19 protein-coding genes are annotated in these 22343 nt (G+C 71.5%); 11 read left to right on the top strand and 8 right to left on the bottom strand.

The window, feature by feature from the left end; genetic code table 11:
• Positions 1-54 precede the first annotated feature (54 nt).
• The 7 genes from H6A07_RS01365 to H6A07_RS01335 all read left to right on the top strand — a co-directional run bounded on the left by H6A07_RS01365 (position 55) and on the right by H6A07_RS01335 (position 5906).
• A complete protein-coding gene (locus H6A07_RS01365; RefSeq protein ID WP_204812588.1) occupies positions 55-2046 on the top strand; it encodes a BglG family transcription antiterminator in 1992 nt (663 codons plus the stop codon).
• Between the two features lie 65 nt (positions 2047-2111).
• The gene (locus H6A07_RS01360; protein ID WP_204812586.1) at positions 2112-2546 is read left to right on the top strand and encodes a PTS sugar transporter subunit IIA; all 435 of its coding nucleotides are present in this window, start codon (positions 2112-2114) and stop codon (positions 2544-2546) included.
• Between the two features lie 43 nt (positions 2547-2589).
• Positions 2590-2880 carry a PTS sugar transporter subunit IIB gene (locus tag H6A07_RS01355; RefSeq protein WP_204812584.1) on the top strand — a complete coding sequence of 97 codons (291 nt, stop codon included), beginning with the start codon at positions 2590-2592 and terminating at the stop codon, positions 2878-2880.
• A 55-nt stretch (positions 2881-2935) separates the two neighbouring features.
• The gene (locus H6A07_RS01350; protein ID WP_204812582.1) at positions 2936-4228 is read left to right on the top strand and encodes a PTS ascorbate transporter subunit IIC; all 1293 of its coding nucleotides are present in this window, start codon (positions 2936-2938) and stop codon (positions 4226-4228) included.
• Between the two features lie 98 nt (positions 4229-4326).
• Positions 4327-5070: an SIS domain-containing protein gene (locus tag H6A07_RS01345; protein ID WP_204812581.1), complete on the top strand. Its 744-nt coding sequence runs from the start codon at positions 4327-4329 to the stop codon at positions 5068-5070.
• Positions 5071-5143: 73 nt separating this feature from the next.
• Positions 5144-5494: a hypothetical protein gene (locus H6A07_RS01340; RefSeq protein WP_204812580.1), complete on the top strand. Its 351-nt coding sequence runs from the start codon at positions 5144-5146 to the stop codon at positions 5492-5494.
• Positions 5495-5702: 208 nt separating this feature from the next.
• On the top strand, positions 5703-5906 hold the full coding sequence (locus tag H6A07_RS01335) for a hypothetical protein (RefSeq protein ID WP_204812579.1): 204 nt from the start codon (positions 5703-5705) through the stop codon (positions 5904-5906).
• 123 nt (positions 5907-6029) lie between these two features.
• Here the strand turns inward: H6A07_RS01335 and H6A07_RS01330 are convergent, their stop codons facing one another.
• The 6 genes from H6A07_RS01330 to H6A07_RS01305 form a co-directional block, all read right to left on the bottom strand.
• Positions 6030-6734 (bottom strand): helix-turn-helix domain-containing protein, encoded by a 705-nt coding sequence (locus H6A07_RS01330; RefSeq protein WP_239470959.1) that lies wholly within the window; start codon positions 6732-6734, stop codon positions 6030-6032.
• Entirely contained in the window at positions 6706-7377 is a 672-nt protein-coding gene (locus H6A07_RS01325) for a DUF3990 domain-containing protein (RefSeq protein WP_204812578.1), read from the bottom strand. The genes H6A07_RS01330 and H6A07_RS01325 overlap by 29 nt, the downstream gene beginning before the upstream one ends.
• A 216-nt stretch (positions 7378-7593) precedes the next feature.
• Positions 7594-9366 carry an ABC transporter ATP-binding protein gene (locus H6A07_RS01320; protein WP_204812577.1) on the bottom strand — a complete coding sequence of 591 codons (1773 nt, stop codon included), beginning with the start codon at positions 9364-9366 and terminating at the stop codon, positions 7594-7596.
• A complete protein-coding gene (locus H6A07_RS01315) occupies positions 9363-11099 on the bottom strand; it encodes an ABC transporter ATP-binding protein (RefSeq protein WP_204812576.1) in 1737 nt (578 codons plus the stop codon). Before H6A07_RS01315 ends, H6A07_RS01320 begins: the two co-directional genes overlap by 4 nt.
• Positions 11100-11219: 120 nt before the next feature.
• A complete protein-coding gene (locus H6A07_RS01310; RefSeq protein ID WP_204812575.1) occupies positions 11220-14015 on the bottom strand; it encodes a molybdopterin-dependent oxidoreductase in 2796 nt (931 codons plus the stop codon).
• A gap of 2 nt (positions 14016-14017) precedes the next feature.
• The gene (locus H6A07_RS01305; protein ID WP_204812573.1) at positions 14018-14830 is read right to left on the bottom strand and encodes an FAD binding domain-containing protein; all 813 of its coding nucleotides are present in this window, start codon (positions 14828-14830) and stop codon (positions 14018-14020) included.
• A gap of 411 nt (positions 14831-15241) precedes the next feature.
• On the opposite strand from H6A07_RS01305, the gene H6A07_RS01300 reads away from it, so the two are divergent.
• From H6A07_RS01300 to H6A07_RS01285, 4 genes are read left to right on the top strand one after another with little or no spacing between them, the layout of a single operon-like run.
• Positions 15242-16075, top strand: coding sequence for an ATP-binding cassette domain-containing protein (locus H6A07_RS01300; protein ID WP_204812570.1), 834 nt, complete (start codon positions 15242-15244; stop codon positions 16073-16075).
• On the top strand, positions 16066-16881 hold the full coding sequence (locus H6A07_RS01295) for an ATP-binding cassette domain-containing protein (protein WP_204812565.1): 816 nt from the start codon (positions 16066-16068) through the stop codon (positions 16879-16881). Before H6A07_RS01300 ends, H6A07_RS01295 begins: the two co-directional genes overlap by 10 nt.
• A complete protein-coding gene (locus H6A07_RS01290; protein WP_204812562.1) occupies positions 16878-17600 on the top strand; it encodes an energy-coupling factor transporter transmembrane component T family protein in 723 nt (240 codons plus the stop codon). Before H6A07_RS01295 ends, H6A07_RS01290 begins: the two co-directional genes overlap by 4 nt.
• Complete coding sequence (locus tag H6A07_RS01285; protein ID WP_204812560.1) at positions 17597-18133, top strand: ECF transporter S component; 537 nt, start codon at positions 17597-17599, stop codon at positions 18131-18133. Before H6A07_RS01290 ends, H6A07_RS01285 begins: the two co-directional genes overlap by 4 nt.
• Before the next feature lie 15 nt (positions 18134-18148).
• On the opposite strand, the gene H6A07_RS01280 is transcribed toward H6A07_RS01285, so the two are convergent.
• Together H6A07_RS01280 and H6A07_RS01275 are read right to left on the bottom strand one after the other, a co-directional pair.
• The gene (locus tag H6A07_RS01280; protein WP_204812558.1) at positions 18149-19360 is read right to left on the bottom strand and encodes an MFS transporter; all 1212 of its coding nucleotides are present in this window, start codon (positions 19358-19360) and stop codon (positions 18149-18151) included.
• Positions 19357-22326: a glycoside hydrolase family 2 TIM barrel-domain containing protein gene (locus H6A07_RS01275; protein WP_204812555.1), complete on the bottom strand. Its 2970-nt coding sequence runs from the start codon at positions 22324-22326 to the stop codon at positions 19357-19359. The genes H6A07_RS01280 and H6A07_RS01275 overlap by 4 nt, the downstream gene beginning before the upstream one ends.
• Positions 22327-22343: the final 17 nt, after the last annotated feature.

Below are 22343 nucleotides of genomic sequence, written 5' to 3'. Positions count from 1 at the left end.
TTGCCATTGAAGCGCCCCGTGCCTCCCGCCACGATGGATTCGAGGAGGGCCGAGATGATCGAGCTGAGCAGACGACAGAAGGCGTGCCTGCGGTACCTGAGCCGACGGGACGACCACGTCACGACCGCCCTTCTCGCCCATCGTCTGGGCGTGTCGGAGCGAACCGTGCGCTCCGACCTCGGCGTCGTAGGGGCGTACGTGCGCGAGCGGGGTGCCGAGCTCGACCGCGTCCCGGGCCTCGGGGTTCGCGTGGTGGCCGGAGACGCCGCCCGCGACGCCCTTCTCGCCGCGCTCGACGAGCCCGACACCGCCTATCCGGACCGCGAGGACCGCGTCGTGGCGGCGGCGGTCCTGCTGCTCGTGCGCCCCACGGTCACCTTCCAGCAGATCGCCGAGCTCTGCGGCGTGAGCAGGCAGACCGTCGTCGCGCAGTGCGACGACGTGGCCGCGCTCTTCGGGGCGTCGGGCATCGAGCTCTGCCGCGAGCAGGGCGTGGGGTCCTTCCTGCGGGGGCCCGAGCTCGAGATGCGCCACTGCCTCACGAGGCTCGTCACCCGCGAGGACGCGCGCGACGTCGCGCGGCCGATCGCGCGCCGCGAGCTCGCGCCCGACCACCTCGCGCGCGCCGAGCGCCTGGTCGCGGACATCGAGCGTCTTCAGGGTGCCTCCTTCGTCGACGGCGACGCGCTCGTCATCTCCCTTGCGTACGCGATCGAGCGCGTCGCCGCCGGCAGGGTCATAGCCGAGTCGGCCGCCGTCCCGCAGGCCCCGGCCGCCCCGGCGGACGAGGTCGCGAGCGCCCCGGAAGCTACGGACGACCTCTTCCTCCGCTCGCTGAGCGAGCTCTTGTGCGACGCCTTCGACCGGCCGCAGGAGCGCCGCTACGCGGGCTCGCTCGTCTTCGCGCAGCGCACCACGAGCGTGGGCGCCATGCACCGCGTCCCGCCCGCGACCGACGACGAGGCGGCCCAGATCTCGCGCGACCTCATCGCGGCCCTGCGCGAGCTGCACGTGATCGACGAGGGCGCCCTCCAGCACCTCATCGACGGCCTCACCACGCACCTGCGCGCCGCCATCTACCGGTGCCGCAACGACATCCAGGTGGAGAGCGAGCTCCCGCGCCAGCTCATGGCCTCCATCTCGCTGCTCTACGACTTCACGCGCGAGCAGATGCGCCTCGCCGAGCGGCGCTACGGCATCAGCCTCAACGAGGCGGAGATCGCCTACGTCGCGATGTACCTCGACGCCATCTACGAGTCGAGCGCCCGGGACTCCGTGGTCCTCAAGGTGCTCTTCGTGTGTCCCTTCGGGCTGGCGTCGAGCTCGGTGCTCATGACGCGGCTCTCCTACGCGCTCGCGGAGTGCACCGTCGTGGGGCCCATGACCGAGGCCGAGGCGCGCGACTACGTGGCGAGAAACCCCGTGGACCTCGTCGTCTCCACCACGGACTGCCGTCTGCCCGACGTCCCGGTGATGACCGTGGACCCGCTGCTGCGCCAGTCGGAGATCGAGCGCGTCAAGAGCCAGATCATGCAGCTCTCCTACTCCAAGGTCTGCTCGCACTTCCTGCGCTCGTACGCGACCACGGGACCGGACGAGGACGTCATGCACCACGTGCGGGACTTCGTGCGCCCGGAGGACGTCCGCGTGGGCGTGGACTGCGACGACTGGCGCGAGGCCATCAGCGTCGCCGCCCGGCCGCTGCTGGAGCGCGGCGCCATCGAGGAGCGCTACGTGGAGCGCATGGTCGCGGCGGTCGAGGACTTTGGCCCCTACATGGTGCTCACGCCCCGCACGGCGTACGTGCACGCGGGCATGGCCGACGGCGCGCGCGAGAACTGCGCCTCGGTGCTGGTGCTGAGCCATGACGTGCCCTTCGGGCCGCGCGGCGAGAAGCCCGTGCGCTGCGTCGTCGTCCTCGGCATCCACGACGCCGAGCGCAGCCTCCTTCTGGGCCTCGCCCCGATCTTCGAGCTCGACCAGACCATACGGGCGCTCGGGCGCGCCGACCTCACGGCGTCCGAGCTGCTCGACCAGCACGATTGACGACGTCCGACGGACATCTGACAGGCATCCGACAGCCATCCGACAGAAGGGAGAAGGAAGGGAAGATGAGCGATTCGATCGCACGCGACTGCGTCAGGACCGGCCTGCGCGCCGGCTCGTGGCAGGACGCGATCCGCGCCGCCGCCGCCCCGCTCGTCGAGCGCGGCAGCGTCGAGGACGGCTACGTGGACCGCATGATCTCAAGCGTCGTGGAGCTCGGCCCCTACATCGTGCTCATGCCGGGGTTCGCCCTCGCGCACGCGGCGCCGGGGGAGGACGTCCACCGGAGCGACCTCTCCGTCGCGCTCTTTGACGACGAGGTCTTCTTCGGCTCCGACAACGACCCGGTGCGCGTGGTCATGTGCCTCGCCTGCGTGGACCGGGAGTCCCACATCGCCCGGCTGCAGGCGGTGGCCGAGAAGCTGCTCGACGACACGTTCGTGGTGCGCATGGTCGCCTGCCGGAGCGACCAGGAGCTCTACGAGCTCGTCAACGCATAGGAAGGGAAGCGGCCCGCAGGGCCACGAGAGAAGGGAGTCACCTATGGCGGTGCCAAAGATCCAGACGGTCTGCGGTTACGGGTGCGGCTCGTCGCTCATGCTTCGCATGAACGTCGAGAAGATCGCCAAGGCCAACGGCTACGAGGTGGAGGCGTTCTGCGGCGACGTGGGGACCTGCTGCGGCAACGACTGCGACGTCATCTTCATCTCCAAGGAGCTCGGCGAGCGTATCGAGGGCCGCGCCAAGGTCCCCGTCGTGGAGTTCGACAACTTCATGAACAAGGCCGAGGTGGAGGAGAAGACCCTCGCGTACCTCGCGTCGTTCGGCAAGTAGCGGGCGGCTCGCGCGGCCCTGCGGGAGTCCCGACATCTGAGAGAAAGGAACGATGATGCCAGCCTGGCTCAACTTCATCATCAACGAGATCTTCGGACAGGGTGCCATCTTCCTGGCGCTCATCGCCATGATCGGCCTGATCCTCCAGAAGAAGTCCTTCTCGGAGATTGTGCGCGGCACGCTCATGACCGCCATCGGCTTCTTCGTGCTCAACACCGGTACCGGCCTCATCACCGGCAGCTCCATCGACGGCATCGCCACGGCGTTCAACACCGTCATGCCGCAGGCCGTCGAGTCCACCACCGTCGACATCGGCGGCGAGTTCGGCACCGAGATCGGCATCGTCATGATCGTGGCCTTTGCGATCAACGTGATTTTTGCCCGCTTCACCAAGTGGAAGTCCATCTTCCTGACGGGCCACATGCTCTACTGGTTCCCGTACGTCTTCGTCGCCGCCGGCGTGGGCGCGGGCCTCTCCGGTGCCCCGCTGATCGCGCTCGCCGCGATCTTCACGGCGCTCTACATGATCATTTCCCCGAACCTCATGAAGCCGTTCGTGAAGAAGGTCACCGGCGACGACTCGTTCACGATCGGTCACCCCACCACCTGCCTCTCGGTGATCTCCGGCCTGCTCGCTCGCCTCGTCGGCGACCCCAGCCATTCCACCGAGGACATCAAGTTCCCCAAGTCCCTGGGCTTCCTGCGTGAGATCTCCATCACCGGCTCCATCGCGATCGCGATCAGCTATATCGTGATGTTCTTCATCCTCACCGCCAACGGCTACGACCCGGCCGTCGTCTGGGGCTACGCCGAGGGCACCACGGGCATCTTCACCTACATCTTCACGCACGCCATCTACTTCGGCGTCGGCATGACGATCATGCTCCAGGGCGTCCGCATGCTCATCGCCGAGATCGTCCCTGCCTTCCAGGGCATCGCCGAGAAGGTCGTCCCCGACGCCATCCCGGCCCTCGACTGCCCGGTCATCTTCCCCTACGCCCCCAACGCGCTGCTGATCGGCTTCATCGTGGCCCTCATCACCTCCACCGCCACGATCCTGATCACCGGCTCCATGGGCATCTTCCCGACCGTCGTCATCCCGCTGATCTCCACCTGCTTCTTCGAGATCGGCTGCGCGACGATCGTGGGCAACGCCGAGGGCGGCATTCGCGGCGCGATCGTGGGCGCCGCCGTCTGCGGTATCCTCGCCGTCCTGCTCGTCGGCTTCGGCGCGTACTTCTTCAACAACACGATCCAGTCCTGGATGCTCGTCTACGGTGGCCAGGACTTCGACCTGTGGGGCATGGTCTGCGGTGCCGTCGCGCGTCTGATCGCGGGCGTCGCGTAGCCGCCTCGCTCCAAGCCGAGCCGGCCCCGGAGGACGGGGCCTGCGGGGCGCGCACGGACGGGGTTCGTGCGCGCCCCTCTTCCAGAAGGGGGAAGCACATGCGCTTTGACTACATCGACATCGTGCGCGGCCTGATCGACACGATCGAGGAGCGGGAGCACGAGCACATGGAGCAGTGCGTCGAGCTGCTCGCCGAGTGCGTGACGGGTAAGCACGCCATCTACACCTTCGGCGCGAGCCATGCGGGCATCCTCTCCGAGGAGATGTACTACCGCGCCGGCGGCCTCATGCTCATGAACCCCATCTTCGGGCGCGAGATCATGCTCGACACCACGCCAATCACCCACACGAGCCATATGGAGCGCCTCGTGGGCTACGGCACCCAGCTCGCGCACGACCAGGCGGACTTCCGCCCCGGCGACGTCCTTATCGCCCACTCCGTCTCTGGGCGCAACCCCGTGACGATCGAGGTGGCCATGGCGGCCCGTGACGCCGGCGCGAAGGTCATTGCGATCACCAACCTGACCTACTCGCAGTCGGTGACCTCCCGCCACCCCTCGGGCCTGCGCCTGTTCGAGCTTGCCGACGTCGTGCTCGACAACCACGGCGAGGTCGGCGACGCGGCGGTGGCGATCGAGGGGCTCGACCAGCGCGTGTCGCCCACGTCCACCGTGGTGGGCGCGATCATGCTGAACTCTATCGTCGCGGCGCTCGTCCAGCGTCTCGTCGACGAGGGCATGGAGCACCCGCCGGTGTTCTACAGCGCCAACCTTGACGGTGGCGACGAGCTCAACCAGCGCCTCGTCGACGAGTACCGCGACTGCATTCACTACCGCTTCTGATCGTTTTGGTGGCGGCCCCTCGTCCTTCTCGGCTATGCTCATGGAAACGCCAACCGAGAGGAGAGGAGCCGCCATGCCCGTCGTCCACACCTACTGCTCCGCGCCGATCGCGCCCGCCGCGCGCGAGGCACTGAAGGCCGCCTACGGCAGCGCGATCGGGAACGTCCCCGGCAAGTCCGAGGCGTGGCTCATGTGCCTCTTCGAGGACGAGACGCCCATCTACTTTGCCGGGGACGACGCCGCGCCGTCCGCCCTCGTTGACGTGAGCGCGTTTTCCCGCGCGGAGGTGCCGCCGAGCGCGTGGGAGGCCTTCACCGAGGAGGTCACGCCCGTCATCTGCCGCGAGCTGGGTGTGGACGCGTCCCGGCTCTACATCCGCTACGGCTGGACGCCCGACTTCGGCTGGAACGGGTCCAACTTCTGATGGCCGAGAAGAACGACGCGGCGCCATGCAGGTTATGCGCAATGCCGGAGGTTATGCGCAGCGCCGGGGCGCCGGGTTCTTCTCAGTAGGTTTCTTACCTGCATCTATGCAAATCGAAACCGTGCGCATACCCTTGTGGGGTGCGCACAACCTCAGCGACTGCGCATAACCTGCGCGATGACCGTCCGTCTGACGAGAGGGGCTAGCGATGGGCGAGAAGAACGACGCGGCGCGCCTGGCTGCCTACGACAGCTTCGCCACCGACGTGCGCGACGAGCTCGCGGCCACGAAGGCGCGCATGGACGAGCTCGCGGCGGCGGGCAAGGTGAAGACCGCCACGTACCGCCAGCTCTTCGCCGCGCGCATCACGCTCAAGGAGATCGACGCCCGCCTTCGCGAGCGCGGCCTGTAGCGCGCCCCTGCGGCGTCCGCACCGCCCTTTCCGCCGAGACGGAGCATCCGCGGAAAATCGGCCCTCTGGGAGGCTCCGTTTTCCGCGGTTGCTCCGTCTCGGCGGGAGTGGGGCGCGGCGGGATTAGGCGACGTCCTTCTCGTCCGCCGGCTCGGGCTCCAGCAGGTCCTCCAGGGGACAGCGGAGGGCGCGCGCGAGGGCGAGGAGGGTGGTGGCCCGCGCGTGATTGACGTTCTTGTTGCGCTGCTCGTACATCTGGATTGAGCGCACGTCCACTCCGGCGACCCGTGCGAGCTCGGCCTGCGTGAACCCGACGGCGCGGCGGATGCGGGCGAGGTTGGTGGGGCGGATGCGAGCGCGGACGCGCTCCGCCACGAGGGCGGAGAAGCGCTCCTCCGAGGCCTCGTGCCAGGGGTCGTACAGCCCGGCCAGCTCGTCGAAGGGCAGCGCAGCAAAGAGCTGGCGAAACGTGAGGTTCAGGCGCCACTGGGCGTAGGCCGCGACCCATCCCGCCCAGTAGGGGGCCGTCCTCTCGCAGTGCCAGCGCGGGGCGGGAAACGCCGAGACGTCCGTGTGCCCGAGCTCGCGGCTGAGGTCAAGAAAGAGCTCGACGCCCGACCTGCCGGACACGACCCAGGGAGCCCCGCGCTCGAAGAGGCGCCCCACGGCGCTCTGGGCAAACAGGCCGGCGACGAGCGGACCCTCAGCCCCGTAGTCGTTCACCGCGTAGTCGAAGAACCCGGCGAGGGCCGTCATCGCGTCCTCGAGGTACGCCTGCGGATAGGCCCGCGCGCTCGCGTTATTCGTACAGGCGTGCATCATGGACATCGACTCCTCCCACGATGAGGTCGCGCAGGTAGACCCCGTCCCGGTCGAAGGCGTTCGCGATGGAGGCGTAGCGCTCGCGCGCGTCTCGGTCGCGCTCCATGCGAAGGGCGTGATAGGGCACGTACGGGACGGGCGCTGCCTCGAGAAAGACGAGACGGTCGAAGGCCCGCTCGCTCACGAGCGCGACCTGCTCGCCGAGCTTTCCGAGCCGCATGGCATGGGCGAGCTGGGAGACCGAGATGGTGTTGTTGAGAAAGGCCCGTGCGAAGGAGAAAGAGGAGTCGTCGGCGCGCGGCCCCCTGATGACGTCATGGCCGTCGGTGTCGGGGAGGAAGCGGTCGAGCAGGAAGGCGCGCCCCTCGCGCGCCACGGGGTTGGAGAGGTCGACGACCCTGTTCTTGAGCAGCACCGCAAGCCAGGACAGGATGGTGAGCTTCGGGTCGGCGAGGTCGAGCGTGCGGAGGTCACGGTCGTCGAGCGCGTAGTGGTTGGCAAAGCCGTCGTGCTGGACGGGGCAGGCCCACTCGCGCGCGAGCTCGGGGTGCTGCGTGCAGTAGAAGCCCGGCCCGTAGTCGTTGTGCGGGCGGCAGAGCGCGAGCGCGGGGCGCTCCACCATCTGCTGGGACCCATGCCAGAGCTCCATGGGCGCCGCCTTTCTCGTCGGGTACTATCACTAGAGTGATAGTACCCGAACGCGGATGTTCCATACACGAGAAGGACGCGTCGCTGCCGCCTCGCGGCGAGACAGAGAAACCGCCGAGACGGAGCATCTGCGGAAAACGGAGCCCCCAGAGGGCCGATTTTCCGCGGTCGCTCCGTCTCGGCGATGGCCGGGCAACGGCCGGGCGGCGTCCGCCGATCACTCCGTCGGCGCGAACTGGGCCTCGTAGATGCGGCGGTAGCGCCCGCCGGCGGCGAGCAGCTCGTCGTGGGTGCCGCGCTCGGCGATCACGCCGTCGGCCACCACGCAGATGAGGTCGGCGTCGCGCACGGTGGAGAGCCGGTGCGCCACCACGAAGCTCGTGCGGCCCTCCATGAGGCGCGCGAGCGCCCGCTGGACCAGAAGCTCGGTGCGCGTGTCGATGTTGCTCGTCGCCTCGTCGAGGATCAGCATCGCCGGCCGCGCCAGCATGACGCGCGCGATGCACAGGAGCTGCCGCTGCCCCGCAGAGAGCGAGGCGCTCCCGTCGAGCACCGTGTCGTAGCCGGCCGGCAGGCGGCAGATGAAGTCGTCCGCGTAGGCCTCGCGGCAGGCGGCGCGTACCTCCTCGAGCGTGGCGTCGGGCCGGCCCATGCTCACGTTCTCGCGCACCGTGGCGCGGCGCACCCACGTGTCCTGCAGCACCATGCCCCAGCCGGCGCGCAGGCTCTCGCGCGTGAGGTCGCGCACGTCGTGGCCGTCCACGCGCACGGCGCCCGCGTCCACGTCGTAGAAGCGCATGATGAGGTTGATGAGGGTCGTCTTGCCGCAGCCCGTCTCGCCCACGAGGGCGATGCGCTGGCCCGGGCGCACGGAGAGGTCCACGTCGCGCAGGACGGGCCGGCGCGGATCGTAGCCAAAGGCCACGTGGTCGAGCTCCACCTCGCCGCGCGGCTCGGCCAGCACGGCGGCACCCGGGGCGTCCGGCTCCTCGGCGGGCACGTCCAGCAGGGCGAAGAGCCGCCGCGCGCACGCGACGGAGTTCTGGAGCTCGGTGGCCACGCCGGAGATGTCGTTGAAGGGCTTGGCGTACTGGTCCGCGTAGCCGAGGAAGGCCGAGAGCCCGCCCACGGTGATGCCGCCGCCCATGGCCACGAAGGCGCCAAAGATGCCGATCGCCGCGTACACGAGGGCGTTCGCAAAGCGCGTGGTGGGGTTCACCAAAGACGAGAAGAACACCGCCTTGAAGCTCTCCTGGCCGAGTGCCGCGTCCGTCTCGGCGAAGCGCTCGTGGACGGCGTCGGCCATGTCGAAGGTCTCGATCGCCGAGATGCCGCCGACCATCTCCTCGACGTAGGCCGTGAGCTCGCCGCGCAGCCGGGTCTGGCCCGAGAAGTGCTTGGCGCTGTGCGTGGCGATGAAGCGCGCGGTGAAGATCGAGATGGGCGTGAGCAGCGCCACCACGGCCGCGATGGCCGGGTTCAGCGCAAACATGAAGACGAGCGTCACCACGATCGTGAGCACGCCGACGGGCAGCTGCTGGAAGGCCATGAGCAGGCCGTTCGTGAGCATGTCCGCATCCGTGACGATGCGCGCGGCGAGGTCGCCGTGGCCGTGGGAGTCGATATAGGAGAGCGGGAGCTCCTGCAGGTGGTCGAAGGCGCGCCGGCGCAGCGTGAGCGCCGCGCCGAAGGCGAGCCGGTTGGTGACGGCCGTGAGCGACCACTGGCAGATCGCGGTCGCGCCGAGCGTGACGGCGATCCAGGCGAGCGCGCGATAGAGGCCGGCAAAGTCCACCTGCCCGACGCCGACCACGCAGTCGACCGCCCGGCCCGAGAGCACGGGCAGCGCGAGCGTCCCCACGACCACGGCCACGGAGAGCGCCCCGGCCGCGACGAGCGAGGCGCGACGCGCCGAGAAGAGCGCGAGCACGCGACGGACGGTGTCGGACGTGGTGGGCCGGGGCCTGGGCCCGAGGTTCTTCTCGCTCATCGCGCCACCTCCTCCTCGGTGAGCTGGGACTCGCAGATCTCGCGGTAGACGGGACAGCTCGCGAGCAGCTCCTCGTGGGTGCCGAGGCCCACCTGGCGCCCGCCGTCGAGCACGAGGATCTGGTTGGCGTGGCGCACGGCGGTCACGCGCTGCGAGATGGTGACCACGGCCGTGCCCGCGCAGTCGCGGGCGATCGCGCGGCGCAGGGCGGCGTCGGTGGCAAAGTCGAGCGCGGAGGAGGCGTCGTCGAGGATGAGGACGCGCGGGCGGCGCACGAGGGCGCGCGCGATCGTGAGGCGCTGGCGCTGGCCGCCGGAGAAGTTGCGCCCGAACTGCTCGACCTCCGCGTCGAGGTCGCCGGCCTTGCCGGCGACGACTCCTGTGGCCTGCGCGGTGGCGAGCGCCGAGCGGAGGTCCTGCTCGTCCGCCTCGGCGCTTCCCCAGCGCAGGTTGGAGGCGATGGTGCCCGAGAAGAGCGTGGCGCCCTGCTCCACGAGCGAGACCCGGCGGCGCAGCGCGTGGCGCGTGAGGTCGCGCACGTCGCTGCCGCCGACCTTGACCTCGCCGCCCGTGACGTCGTAGAAGCGCAGAGCGAGGCTCGCGAGCGTGGACTTGCCGGAACCCGTGCCGCCGATCACGCCGAGCGTGGCGCCCGGGGCGAGCGAGAAGCTCACGTGGGAGAGGGCGTCGCCGGCGGCGCCGGGGTAGGAGAAGCTCACGTCGTCGAAGGCGAGCGCGGGGGCGCCCGGGCCCGCGTCCGGCGCGGTGTCGAGCGTGCCGTCCGCGAGGGTGGGCGCGGTCTCAAAGACCTCGTTGATGCGTTTGGCGCAGGCGGATGCCTTGGCGAGAAGGACGATGAGGTTCGTGAGCTTGAGGAGCTCGACGAGCGCCTGGCTCACGTAGCTCACGAGGGCCACGAGCTGGCCCTGCGTGAGGTTGCCGACGTTCACCTGCGCCCCGCCGAACCACAGAAGCGCGATGAGGCCGCAGTTGACGACCGCGTAGGTGAGCGGGTTCACGAGGGCGGAGAGGTCGCCGGTCGTGACCTGGCGGTCGCGGACGGCGGAGGCGGTCGCGGCGAAGTCGGCGCGCTCGCCGGCCTCGCGGCGGAAGGCGCGCAGGACGCGGACGCCCTCGAGGTTCTCGGAGACGCGGAGCTGGACCTCGTCGAGGCCGCGCTGGATGGCGCGGTAGCGGCTCGCGGTCAGGCGCATGAAGCCGAGGACGAGCGCGCCGGCCACGAGCACGGCGACGAGCAGTGCCGCGCCCTCGACGCCGTCCACGAGAAAGGCCGCCACGACGGTGCCGAAGGTCACGAACGGCGAGCGCAGGATCAGGCGGAAAAACATGTTGAGGCCGTCCTGGACCTGCTGGGAGTCGTTGGTGAGGCGCGTGACGAGGCTCGCGCGGCCGAGGCGCTCCACGTCCTCGCGCGAGAGGGAGAGCACGTGGGCGAAGAGGTCGTCGCGCAGCGCGGTGCCGAAGGAGGCGGCGAGCCGCGCGCTGAAGAACTGCGCCGCGACGGCGACGACCCACGCGAGGACGCCCATGACCACGAGCAGCGCGCCGTGGGCGAGCACGTAGCCGGCGTCGCGCGCGGGGATGCCGACGTCGATGACCTGGGCCATCACGAGCGGGACGAGGAGCTGGAGGAGGGCCTCCAGCATCTTGAAGAGCGGCGCCAGCACGCACTCGGCGTAGTGGCCCGCGAGGTAGCGCCTGAGCTTGAACATCCGACCTCCGAGAAGAACGTCCAACCGCACAAGTGTAGCGCGGGCGCCCCTTCGGCCGGTCGAGCTTGCGAAGTCATGACAGTTGCCTAAAAGGGGTCAGACCCCTTTTAGGCAACGCGGCTACTTTGCTGCCAGCACCTTGCTCGGCAGGATCGGCAGGTCGCGGACGTAGCGGCCCGTGGCGTGGGCCACGGCGCTCATGACCGCCGGCGAGGGCGTGTTGATGACGACCTCGCCGATGGACTTGGCGCCGAAGGGCCCCGTGGGCTCGAAGCTCGGCATGAACTCCACGCGCGGCTCGGGCACGTCCAGACGGGTGGGAAGGTTGTAGGTCATGAAGCTGCCCGTGCGCAGGTTGCCCCGCTCGTCGCGGGAGACGTCCTCGGTGAGCGCCATGCCGATGCCCTGGACGATGCCGCCCTCGGCCTGCACGCGCGCGAGCGCCGGGTTGATCACGGTGCCGCAGTCCACGACGGCCGCGTAGTCGGTCACGCGCACGAGTCCGGTGGCCTTGTCCACCTCCACCTCGGCGACGCCGGCCATGTAGGGCGGCGGCGAGGTGGGCTGGGCGTTGGTTCCGTGGCCCTCGAGCATGCCGGGGTTGAGGCCAAAGCCGATGAGCTTGTTGGCGAGCGCCGCCACGCTCATCTCCTGCGCGGCGCCGTCCGCGCCCACGCAGCGCACAGACTCGCCGTCAAACTCCACGTCCTTCTCGGCTACGCCGAAGACGCGCGCCGCCTGCTCGCGGATTTGCCGGATGAGGTCCTCGGCCGCGCGCACGACGGCGCCGCCCGTGGTGTAGGTGCCCGAGGAGGCGTAGGCGCCGGTGTCGAAGGGGGAGGTGTCGGTGTCAACGCCCTTGGTGACGATGCGGTCCACGTCGCAGCCGAGCGCCTCGGCCGCCATCTGCGCGAGGATCGTGTCCGCGCCGGTGCCCACGTCGGTGGCGCCGATGGAGAGCACGTAGAAGCCGTCGTCCTCCAGGCGGATGTCCACGTTGGCGATGTCCACCATCGCGATGCCGGAGCCCTGCATCGTGAGGGCCACGCCGAGCCCGCGGACCTTCTCGCCCAGGTCCTCGCGCAGGGGTCGGTCCTTCCAGCCCACCATCTCCATCGCGCGGCCCAGGCACTCGTCGAGCCGGCAGCTGTGGAGCGGCTCTTCGTTCAGCTGCCAGAGGGTCTCGCCGGGCTTCACCAGGTTCTTGAGGCGCAGCTCGCACGGGTCCATGCCCAGCTCGTCGGCCATCTCGTTCACGGCGGACTCCACGGCAAAGCAGCCCTGCGTGGCGCCGTAGCCGCGGTAGGCGCCGCCCGGCGTGGTGTTGGTGTAGGCAACGTCGTAGGTGAAGCGGCTTGCCGCCACGTGGTTGTAGATCGGCAGCGCCTTGCCGCCCACGAGCGTCACCGTGGTGGTGGCATGGTAGCCGTAGGCGCCGGCGTTGGAGAGCGCGTGGAGGTCGATGGCCGTGAGCGTGCCGTCGCGCCGCGCGCCCACGCGCACCGTGAGGATCATCTCGTGGCGCGTGTTGGAGCAGCACATGGTCTCCTCGCGCGTCTGGACGCAGATGCAGGGGCGGCTCGTGGCCATCGCGGCGAAGGCGGCGAAGGGCTCGTTGCAGCCGCTCTGCTTGGCGCCGAAGCCGCCGCCCACGCGCGGCTTGATGACGCGCACCTGGCGCTTGGGGATGCCGAGGGCGTTCGCCACCTGGCGGCGGATGTGGAAGGGCACCTGCGTGGAGCTGACCACGGTCACGCGGCCGAAGGCGTCGGTGTAGGCGAAGGAGCGGAAGGTCTCCATCATGGCCTGCTCGGTGGCCTGTGTGCGGTAGGTGCGCTCGATCACCACGTCGGAGGCGGCGAAGGCGGCGTCCAGGTCGCCGTGGACGCACTCGCCGTGCGCCACGAGGTTGCGCGCCGGGTCGCCGGACGTGTCGCCGCCGGGCGCCCAGTCGTCCTCGTCGTGGACGACGGTGGCGTTGTCCAGCGCGTCCTCGACGTCCAGCACGGCGGGCAGCTGCTCGTAGGTGACCTTTACGGCCTTCATGCCGGCCGCCGCCGCGGCCTCGGTCTCGGCCACGACGATCGCCACCTCGTCGCCCACGTAGCGCACGTGACGGTCGAGAAGCACGGTGTCGTAGGGGCTCGGCTCGGGGAAGGACTGACCGGCCAGCGTGAAGCGGTGGTGCGGCACGTCGTCCGGGCCAAAGACGGCCACCACGCCCGGAATCTCGAGCGCGCGGCTCTTGTCGACGTCCGTGACCAGCGCGTTGGCGTGACGGCTGCGGACGAGCCGCACCACGAGGGCGTCCTCGGGCGCGAGGTCGGCCGTGTAGACGGGCGCGCCGGCGAGAAGCGCGGCGGAGTCCTTCTTGGCCACGGGGCGCGCGATCTGGTCGTGCCTCTCGCCCGACTCCGTGGTCGGGTCGTCCGGGACCTCGCGCGGCGGCAGCGCGCCGCCGTTTTTGTGCCGGGCGAGGAAGCGGCGGATCGCGCGCATCTGGCTCGCGTAGCCGGAACAGCGGCAGAGGTTGCCGGAGAGGTAGCGGCGGGCGGTCTCGTCGTCCGCGCCCGGGTGGGCGGCGTCGAGCGCGAGCACGGCCATCTCGAGGCCCGGCGCGCAGAAGCCGCACTGCTCGGCGCCCTCCTCGGCGAGGCACTGGGCCAAAAGCTCGCGCCGGCCGTCGCGCATGCCCTCGAGCGTGGTGACCTCATGGCCGTCAACGCGCGCCATGAGGACGGAGCAGGAGAGCACGGGCTCGCCGTCCATGAGCACGGTGCAGAGGCCGCAGTTGGAGGTCTCGCAGGCGCACTTCACGGACTTCGCGCCGTGCGCGCGGCAGAAGTCGAAGAGCGTCATGTCCGGGCGGACGTCCTCGGTGAGCGTCGCGCCGTTCAGGGTGAGGGTGATCTGCATCCTTAGGCCTCCTTATCGGCGCGGGGCTTGGCAGCGGCGCGCTCCACGGCGCGGCGAACGAGGGCGGGCGCGACGGTGCGCCGCCAGGCGTCGGTGCCGCGCAGGTCGGAGCCAAAGTCCAGGCTCTCAGCCAGCTCGCAGACGCCGTCCAGCTCCGCCGGCGAGAACTCCGCGCGCAGCGGGACGCGCTCGCCGCCGGTGATGAGCGCGGCCTTCTTGGGACGCGCGCCCACGGTGACGTGCCAGGAGCCCTGCCAGCAGGCGGCCGCCGCGTTGAGCGCGGAGAAGTCCGTCGCGGCGTTGCGGACGGACTCGAAGGCGGCCCGGTAGCGGTGTTTGCGCACGACGACGTGCGTAAGGATGTCGTTTCTTGCCCCGCGCTCCACGAACGGGACGATCGGCATGGTGCCCGCGCCCTCGAGCTCCACCTCGGTGTCGAGCGCCAGCAGCGCCGTGACCACGTCAGAGAAGCCCATGCGCGCGTAGAGCGAGCCGCCCACCGTGGCGAGGTTGCGGAACTGCGTGCCCACGATGTCGCGGACGGCCTCGGTGAAGACGCCGCAGGTGGCGGCCTGGAAGCGCTCGTGGCCCTCCAGCTGGGCGAGGGTCACCATCGCGCCGATGCGGAAGGCGTCGTCGGTCTCCTCGATGCGATCGAGCCCGCAGCCGGAGAGGTCGATCCCCAGCGGCGAGGTGCGGTCGGCCAGGCGCAGCCACATCATGCCGCCGATGACGGTGGCCTGCCGGTTCTCCCGCAGGAGCTCCAGGGCCTGCCGCGCGCTGCCGGGGCGGACGTACTTCTCGAAGGTGAGCACGTGTCCTCCTTGGTTTTCTCGGTGATGCGTCAAGGATACCGCAGGTGGGCGACACTTTAGCGCGCAGCGTTGCACATTCGGCGCTATAACGCTGCGGGGCGGGCGGATCCGGGAATGGACGGGCTTGTTCCGGGTGCGTCCTGGAATCGGGGACCGTGCGCGCGGGCGGCGTGGCGGCGCTGCGCAAGGTCGGGGATTCACGGATAAACGTGGTGCAAGGCAAGCGATTCCGGGACGTGGCTGCGACAAGGTCCCGGTTTCCCGGACGCGCGCGGGACAATGGCGGCGGTTTCTAGACTGGGTCGGGACAACGGCGACGATTCCTGGGCGCAGATGCGGACGCGGCCACGCACGCGCGCCCCCGATGCGGGTAGAATAGTCGACGTTTTGTCAACAACGTGCCGCCGGGAGGTGGGGGAGACGGGCGAGAAGATCGTGGAGGCGCGCGGGGTCAGCCATGCGTACGTGCCGGGCCGGCCCACGCTGCGCGACGTCTCCCTCGACGTGGCGCCCGGCGAGCTCGTGGCGATCGTCGGCGAGAACGGCTCCGGCAAGACCACGCTCGCGCGCCACCTCAACGCGCTCGTGCCGCTGCAGGCGGGCGAGCTCACCGTGGCCGGCATCGACGCCGCCGACCCCGCGCGCGTCTGGGAGCTGCGCCGCGCGTGCGGCATGGTCTTCCAGACCCCCGAGAACCAGTTCGTCTCCACGTCGGTGGGGGAGGACGTGGCCTTTGGGCCGCGCAACTTCGGCGCGGGCGAGAAGGACGCCGGGCGCGCGGCGTCCGCGGCCCTTGCCGCCGTGGGGCTCGCGGGCTTCGAGCGGCGCGACGTCCACGCGCTCTCCGGCGGCCAGCAGCAGCGCGTGGCGCTCGCCGGCGTGCTCGCGTGCGGCCCGGACGTGATCGTGCTCGACGAGGCCACCTCGATGATCGACCCCCAGGGGCGAGACGAGCTGGTCCGGGCGGTCCTGCGCGCGCGGGCGGAGCGCGGGGCCACCGTCGTCTGGATCACGCACGACATGGAGCTCGCCGCCCGCGCCGACCGCGTCGTGGTCATGCGCGCCGGTGCGGTCGTCGCTCAGGGCGCGCCGGAGCGGGTGCTGGCCGATCGCGCGCTGCTGGAGGGTGCCGGCCTGGAGCCGCCGCTCGCCGCGCGCGTCTGGGAGGGGCTCGTGGCGCGCGGCGTCGTCTCCGGACCCGCGCCGGTCACGGTCGAGGGGCTGGTGAGCGCCCTGTGCGCGTGACGCTCGACAACGTGAGCCTCGCCTACGAGGGCTCGTCGGGCGAGCGGGTCCGCGCGCTCGATGGCGTCACGCTCGAGCTCTCGGGCGGCGTCTGCGGCCTCATGGGCCGCACGGGCTCCGGCAAGACGACGCTGCTCGAGGTCATGGCGGGCGCGACGCCGCCCGATTCGGGCCGCGTCGAGCGGAGGGCCGAGAAGGACGGCGGGGTCGCGCTCGTGTTCCAGCTGCCGGAGCGGCAGTTCTTCGAGGCGACGGTCGAGCGCGAGGTCACCTTCGGCCTGCTCGCGCGCGGCGTGCCGGCTGCCGAGGCCCGCGCGCGGGCGTCGCGCGCCCTCGCGCTCATGGGGCTCGACCTGGCCGAGCTCGCGCACCGTTCGCCCTTCTCGCTCTCCGGCGGGCAGCAGCGCCGCGTGGCCCTGGCGTCCGCGCTGGCGCTCCGTCCCGAGCTGCTGCTGCTCGACGAGCCCACGGCCGGGCTCGACCCGCGCGCCCGCCGCGCCTGCCTCGACGCCGTGCGCGCCGCGGCGCGGGCGGGCGCCACCGTCGTCGTGGCCAGCCATGACGCCAACGCGCTCGCCGAGGTGGCCGACCGGCTCGTGACGCTCGAGGACGGGCGCGTGACGCTCGACGGCCCCGCCCGCGACCTGCTCGCGGACGCGCCGCTCATGCGCGCGCACGGGCTCGAGCCGGCCTGCGCCGCACGCGCCGCCTCCGCCCTGCGCCGGGCGGGCGTCGCCGTGCCGGGCGCCCCGCTCACGGCCGACGAGCTCGCCGCCGCCATCGCGGCCGGGAGGCGCGCCCGATGAGGGCCGCGGGCGGATACGTGTGGGCGGACTCGCCGCTGCACCGGGCCTCGGCCTCGGTCAAGCTCGCGGGCCTCGTCGTCGCCGTCGCGCTCGTGGTGCTGGCGACCACGCCGGCCCAGCTCGCCCTCGCGGCATTTGGCGTCGCGGCGCTCGTCGCCGTCTCGCGCGTCAGCTGGGGGGTCGTCGGGCGCCCGCTCTGGGGCCTCCGCTGGTTCCTGCTCGTCGTGCTCTGCCTGAACGCGCTGCTCTTCTCGTCCGCCGACCCGCTCCTCTCGCTGGGTCCCGTGCACCTCACGGCGGCTGGGGTCGCGCAGGGCGCCCGCGTGGTCGTCCGAACGGCGCTCGTGGTCGCCCTCGGCGCGCTGCTCACTGCGACCACGCTCCCGCAGCAGGTCACGGGAGGGGTGCGCGACCTGCTGCGCCCGCTCGCGCGCCTCGGCGTGCCCACCGAGGCGGCCGCGCTCGCGGTCGGCGTGACCGTGCAGTTCGTGCCCACGCTGTTGCGCGAGAGCCGCCAGCTCATGCGCGCGCAGGCGCTGCGCTGCGGCGACGGGGCGACGCGTGGTATTATGCGACGCGCCGTCAGCTATGTTCGGCTACTCGTCCCCGTCTTCGTCGCCGCGTTCCGCCGCGCGGACGAGCTGTCCGTCGCCATGGAGGCGCGCGGGTACCGCCTCGGCGGCCGTGCCGCGCGCGCCCGAGAGGAGAGGTGCCCATGAGCCCCGTCAAGAGAGTCGTCGTCGCGGCGGTCTGCGCCGCGCTCGGCATCGTGCTGCCGATGGCCTTCCACGCGATCCCCGGCGCCGGCAACGCCTGGCTGCCGATGCACGTCCCCGTGATGATCTGCGGCCTCGTGGCCGGGCCTGCCCCCGGCGCCGCCGCCGGCCTCCTTGCGCCGGTGCTCTCGAGCCTGCTCACCGGCATGCCCGCCGCGCCCATCCTGCCGTCGATGGCCTGCGAGCTCGTCACGTACGGCCTGGTCTCGGGCCTGCTCTCGGCCCGCGTGCGCACGGGGCGCCTGCCGCTCGACCTCTACGTCTCGCTCGTCGGTGCCATGGTCTGCGGCCGCGTCCTGGGCGGGGCGCTGCAGGCGCTGATCTTCTCGGCCGGGTCCTACTCGCTCGCGGCGTGGGCCGCGGGCTACCTGCTGACCGGCCTGCCGGGCATCGTGCTGCAGCTCGTGGTCGTGGTGCCGGTCGTCGTGGCGCTTGAGCGCGCGGGGCTGGTGGCCCCGCGCTATCCCGAGCGGTAGCGCGCCGCCCGTCCGCTACGCCCGCTCGGCCGCGGCGGCGCGGAGCGTCCGGCGCACCACCGACGCGCACCAGATCGCCCCGGCGCCGGCGACGGCCCCGCCGACCACGCCGAGCGCCCCGATGCCCATGCTGTCGCAGACCGCCCCGCCCACGGCCGAGCCCGCGCCGATTCCCACGTTGAAGAGGCCGGAGAAGATCGACATCGCGACCGCGGAGGCGTCCGGGGAGGTGGTGCGGATGATCTCCGCCTGGACGGCCACGTTGTAGGCCGTGGCGCAGGCGCCCCACAGGGCGCAGACCGCAAACGGCCCTCCGGCCAGCCCCGAGAGCGGCAGCAGCAGGAAGAGCGCCGCTGTGAGGCCGCAGATCGTGGCCGTGAGGAAGGCCTGGCGATGCGCGTCGAAGAGGCGTGCAAAGAGCCAGCTGCCCACGAGCCCCGCCGCGCCAAAGACGGTGAGCGCCGCGGTGACGAGCCCGCCGGGCATCCCCGCGACCTGCCGGAGGAAGGGCTCGACGTAGCTGTAGGCGGTGTAGTAGCCCGTGGCAAAGAGCACCGAGCAGAGGTAGAGCGCCATGAGCGGGCGGTTGCGGGCGAGCTCGGGCAGGCGGGAGAGGGTGAAGGGCGCGCCGGCGCCCAGGCGCGGGAAGAAGGCGAGAAGCCCGACGAGGGCCACGAGCGCCAGCGCCCCCATGCAGACGAACGTCATGCGCCACCCGAGGGCGAGCCCCAGGGTCCGTCCCATCGGCATGCCCAAGATCATGGCGACCGAGGTGCCGGTGATGATCATGGACATGGCGAGCGAGGCGTGCTCCGGAGCGACCGCGCGCACCGCGAACGGCGTGGCCACGGACCAGAACACGGCATGCGTGGCCGCGACCAGGAGGCGGGCCGCCACGAGCAGCTCGAAGGTGGGGGCGGCCGCGGAGGCGGCCTGCCCCGCGCAGAACAGGGCGAGCACCGTCACGATGAGCGGGCGGGGCGCCAGGCGGCTCGCCGCGAGCATGAGCGGCAGCGACAGCAGCGCGACCGCGGCGGCATAGACGGAGACCATGAGCCCGGCGCCGGACTCGCTCAGCGAGAAGGACCCCGCGATGTCCGTGAGCAGGCCGATGGGCACGAACTCAGAGGTGTTGAGCAGAAACGCCGAGAGCGTGAGGGCGAGCAGCGGCAGCAGCTCGCCCGCGGCCAGGGGCGTCCCGCGCCGAGCGGAGGGGGAGCGGGTCATGAGCGGCTCCTTCGGTCGCGGTCGGGGTGCGCCTCGGGGCCGGGCTCCACGCGCACGCTCGCCTCGCCGCGCCCGGTGCCCTCCACGAGGCTGACGGGCCTGCCGCAGTCGTTGCCCCAGCCGAGCTGCGGGTACCACCACTGCTGGTCGATCACGAGGCGCGGGCTCCTTCCGGAGAGCTCCACGCGCGCGGCGGCGCGGCCGTCGGAGAGCGCGCTCACCGTCTGCTCCCCGGACGAGAAGTGCACCGTGTAGCTGCGGATGTTCTCGCGCAGCGCCTTGAAGTCGCTCGTGGCCACGCGCCAGCCGTCGCCCTCGGGCCCCGTGAGGTAGGCGTCGAACATGTCCTGCTCCCAGGGCCAGCTCGGAAGCGCCCCGTAGCCGGCGGCGATCGCCTCGGGACAGACCCGCCGCGCCGTGCCCGCGCCGCGCGCGATGTGGCCCTCGGGATAGCGGGCGTAGGGCGCGTCGCGCAGCCAGCTCACGGCGTCGGCGTCATCGGGGAGGTCAAAGGCGACGCCCATCTCGGACATGCGCGAGGCGTCGAGGTTGGTCTCGCGCGTGTGCCAGCTCACGTCCATGCGGCCGTCGCCGAAGACCCGGCACACAAACTGCAGCGGCACGCGCGTGCCGTGACGACCCTGGAGCACCACGGTGACGTGGTCGCCCTCGACGGCCGCCCACGGCGCGTGCGTCACGGTCCAGGGGCGCGAGAGCTCGACGCCCGTGAGATGGAGCCACGGGCCGCCCGTGAGGACGACGCGGCCCCCCGCCTCGGCCCGGTCGAGCAGGCCGGTGCGTCGGGAGAAGCGGTAGCACGCGCCGTTGGCGCAACTCACGCGTATCTCATCGGGCGTCACGTCGAGCGCGGGCGCCTCGCGCCGCCCGGCCGCAGACGCCGGCTCCGGGCGCCCCGCGAGCGCGAGGACCTGCTCGTCCACGACGCGGCCGGCGAGGCTCCAGGAGAGCCCGACCTCGCGCACGCCCTCCCAGACGCCGCGCACGACGAGCAGGCCCTCGTCGTGCGGGGCCACGTCGGGCACGACGGCGCCGGCGGAGGGGCGCCCGTCCACCGTGACCGCGAGCCGCAGCTCCGAGAGCGGCGTGTGGTCAAACCAGTTGGCCACCGGCACCAGGAGCTCGTCCCCCCGCACGTGGAAGCGCCGCTCGTCGACGCGCACCGGCGAGAAGGCCTTGCGAACGAGGAACGCCTCGGGCTTGGGGCGCCTGTGGCAGTCGAGGATCGCGCCCCACTCCCCGTATCCCGGCCAGGCCCCGCGCGAGTGGCGCTGCCAGCGCGCGCCCACGCCCTCGGGCAGCGGGAAGACGTCGTCGATCGCGCTCCAGAGGTCGCAGCCGAGCGCCCCCGGGGTCTTGAAGACCCGCTCCCAGGCGCGGCGCAGGTTGTGGCCCCAGAAGCTGCGGACGTTGGGGTCGCGCCGGAGCTCGTCCATGTCGTAGCAGGGCACGTGGGCGAACTCGTCGTGCAGCACGGGGAGGTTGGAGTCGCCCAGGAAGCCCTCCGTGCTCTCGTAGTGGCGGCTGATGATGTCGTAGGGCAGCGGCAGCGTCTCCACCGTGTAGGGGTAGCTAAAGATGACGGGCCTCGTCGGGTCGGCGCGCTTGACGTGGTCGTAGGCGCGGCGGAGTCCCGGCGTGCGGTCGAAGGCCGACTCGTTGCCGACGGACCAGATGATGACGCTCGGGTGGTTGCGGTCGCGCTCGACCATCTCGGCCGTGGGGAGCACGAACTCGTCGGCCGTCGCGTGAATGCCCTTGCCGCCCGTGCCCTGGAAGCAGACGCTCGTCTCCTCCTCCACGTACATGCCCAGCTCGTCGCAGGCCTCGAGGAAGTGGCGCGAGGGAGGGTAGTGGGAGGTGCGCACGTGGTTGACGTTGGCGTCGCGGTAGGCCGCGACCTCGGCGAAGTCCTCCTCGCGGGTGGTCGAGCGGCCAAAGCGGTCCGAGACGTCGTGGCGGCAGACGCCGCGCAGCTTGACCTCGCGACCGTTCACGTAGACGCGGTTGGGCGCCGTGCCGCGCGCCCCGCCGTAGGTGACCTCGCGAAACCCCACGCGCTCGCGCACGCGCTCCACGACGGAGCCGTCCCTCTCGACCGATGCCTCCAGCAGGTAGAGGACGGGATGCTCGGCGTCCCACTTCCGCGGGGAGGCCACGGGCAGCTCGAGGTCGAGCGTGCCGTCCGCCGCCGGCACGGCCCCGGCGCGGGCGACGTCCTCGCCGTCCGGGCCGCGAAGAAGGAGCGAGAGGCGCGCGGCGGGGTCGGAGAGGACCGCGCGGACGCGCAGGGTCGCGTCGACGAGGCGCCCGTCAAAGACGGTCTCCACGCTCAGGCGGACGAGATGCGCCGCGGGCAGGGCGACGAGCGTCACGTCGCGCAGGATCCCGCCCACGTTGTGATGGGCGTAGCAGCTCGCCCACGAGGCGTCTCCCCGGACGAGCCCCTCCGGGTTGCGCGTTCCCGGCTCGCTCCCCTCGACGTCGGCCACGCCCACCACCAGCTCGAAGGTCCCTCCGGGGCGGGCGACCTCGGTGACGTCGCAGTGCCAGGTGGTGAACCCGCCCACGTGGGCGCCCACGAGCCGGCCATCCGCCCAGACGCGCGCGGCGCTGTAGACGCCGTCAAAGCGTACGAGAACGCGGCGGCCCGCATAGTCCGCCGGCACGCTCACCGTCCGTCGGTAGTAGTGCTCGACGTTGTTCCGGATGTCAAAGCCCTGCATCGCCAGCTCCGAGGGCACGGCCACGCCGACCCAGCCCTCGGCGGGCAGCGAGGTCGCGTCGAGGTCCTGACACGGCGCGTCCAGGGCGGGCGCGAGGTCGTGCGCGCCGGGCAGGAACTCCCAGGTCCCGCCCGAGCGGTCGTTGAGGTCGATCGCGGGCTCGGCGGTGCCGGCGACTTCGGCGGGAAGAGGGGCAACCGCGGGTTGAGGAAGAGCGGCCACTGCTACTCCTTTGCTTG

This window comes from Olsenella uli (assembly GCF_016899935.1).
GTDB lineage: Bacteria > Actinomycetota > Coriobacteriia > Coriobacteriales > Atopobiaceae > Thermophilibacter > Thermophilibacter uli_B.
The sequence above is the reverse complement of the archived record's forward strand: the minus strand, read 5'-3'. Positions and strand labels throughout refer to the sequence as shown.

Bases quoted from the DNA above. Each gene is read 5' to 3' on its own strand.
- H6A07_RS01345 (WP_204812581.1), top strand. From the start codon at position 4,327: ATGCGCTTTGACTACATCGACATCGTGCGCGGCCTGATCGACACGATC.
- H6A07_RS01335 (WP_204812579.1), top strand. From the start codon at position 5,703: ATGGGCGAGAAGAACGACGCGGCGCGCCTGGCTGCCTACGACAGCTTC.
- H6A07_RS01285 (WP_204812560.1), top strand. From the start codon at position 17,597: ATGAGCCCCGTCAAGAGAGTCGTCGTCGCGGCGGTCTGCGCCGCGCTC.
- H6A07_RS01330 (WP_239470959.1), bottom strand. From the start codon at position 6,734: ATGTCCATGATGCACGCCTGTACGAATAACGCGAGCGCGCGGGCCTAT.
- H6A07_RS01360 (WP_204812586.1), top strand. From the start codon at position 2,112: ATGAGCGATTCGATCGCACGCGACTGCGTCAGGACCGGCCTGCGCGCC.
- H6A07_RS01320 (WP_204812577.1), bottom strand. From the start codon at position 9,366: ATGAGCGAGAAGAACCTCGGGCCCAGGCCCCGGCCCACCACGTCCGAC.
- H6A07_RS01355 (WP_204812584.1), top strand. From the start codon at position 2,590: ATGGCGGTGCCAAAGATCCAGACGGTCTGCGGTTACGGGTGCGGCTCG.
- H6A07_RS01325 (WP_204812578.1), bottom strand. From the start codon at position 7,377: ATGGAGCTCTGGCATGGGTCCCAGCAGATGGTGGAGCGCCCCGCGCTC.
- H6A07_RS01310 (WP_204812575.1), bottom strand. From the start codon at position 14,015: ATGCAGATCACCCTCACCCTGAACGGCGCGACGCTCACCGAGGACGTC.
- H6A07_RS01350 (WP_204812582.1), top strand. From the start codon at position 2,936: ATGCCAGCCTGGCTCAACTTCATCATCAACGAGATCTTCGGACAGGGT.
- H6A07_RS01365 (WP_204812588.1), top strand. From the start codon at position 55: ATGATCGAGCTGAGCAGACGACAGAAGGCGTGCCTGCGGTACCTGAGC.
- H6A07_RS01290 (WP_204812562.1), top strand. From the start codon at position 16,878: ATGAGGGCCGCGGGCGGATACGTGTGGGCGGACTCGCCGCTGCACCGG.
- H6A07_RS01315 (WP_204812576.1), bottom strand. From the start codon at position 11,099: ATGTTCAAGCTCAGGCGCTACCTCGCGGGCCACTACGCCGAGTGCGTG.
- H6A07_RS01340 (WP_204812580.1), top strand. From the start codon at position 5,144: ATGCCCGTCGTCCACACCTACTGCTCCGCGCCGATCGCGCCCGCCGCG.
- H6A07_RS01280 (WP_204812558.1), bottom strand. From the start codon at position 19,360: ATGACCCGCTCCCCCTCCGCTCGGCGCGGGACGCCCCTGGCCGCGGGC.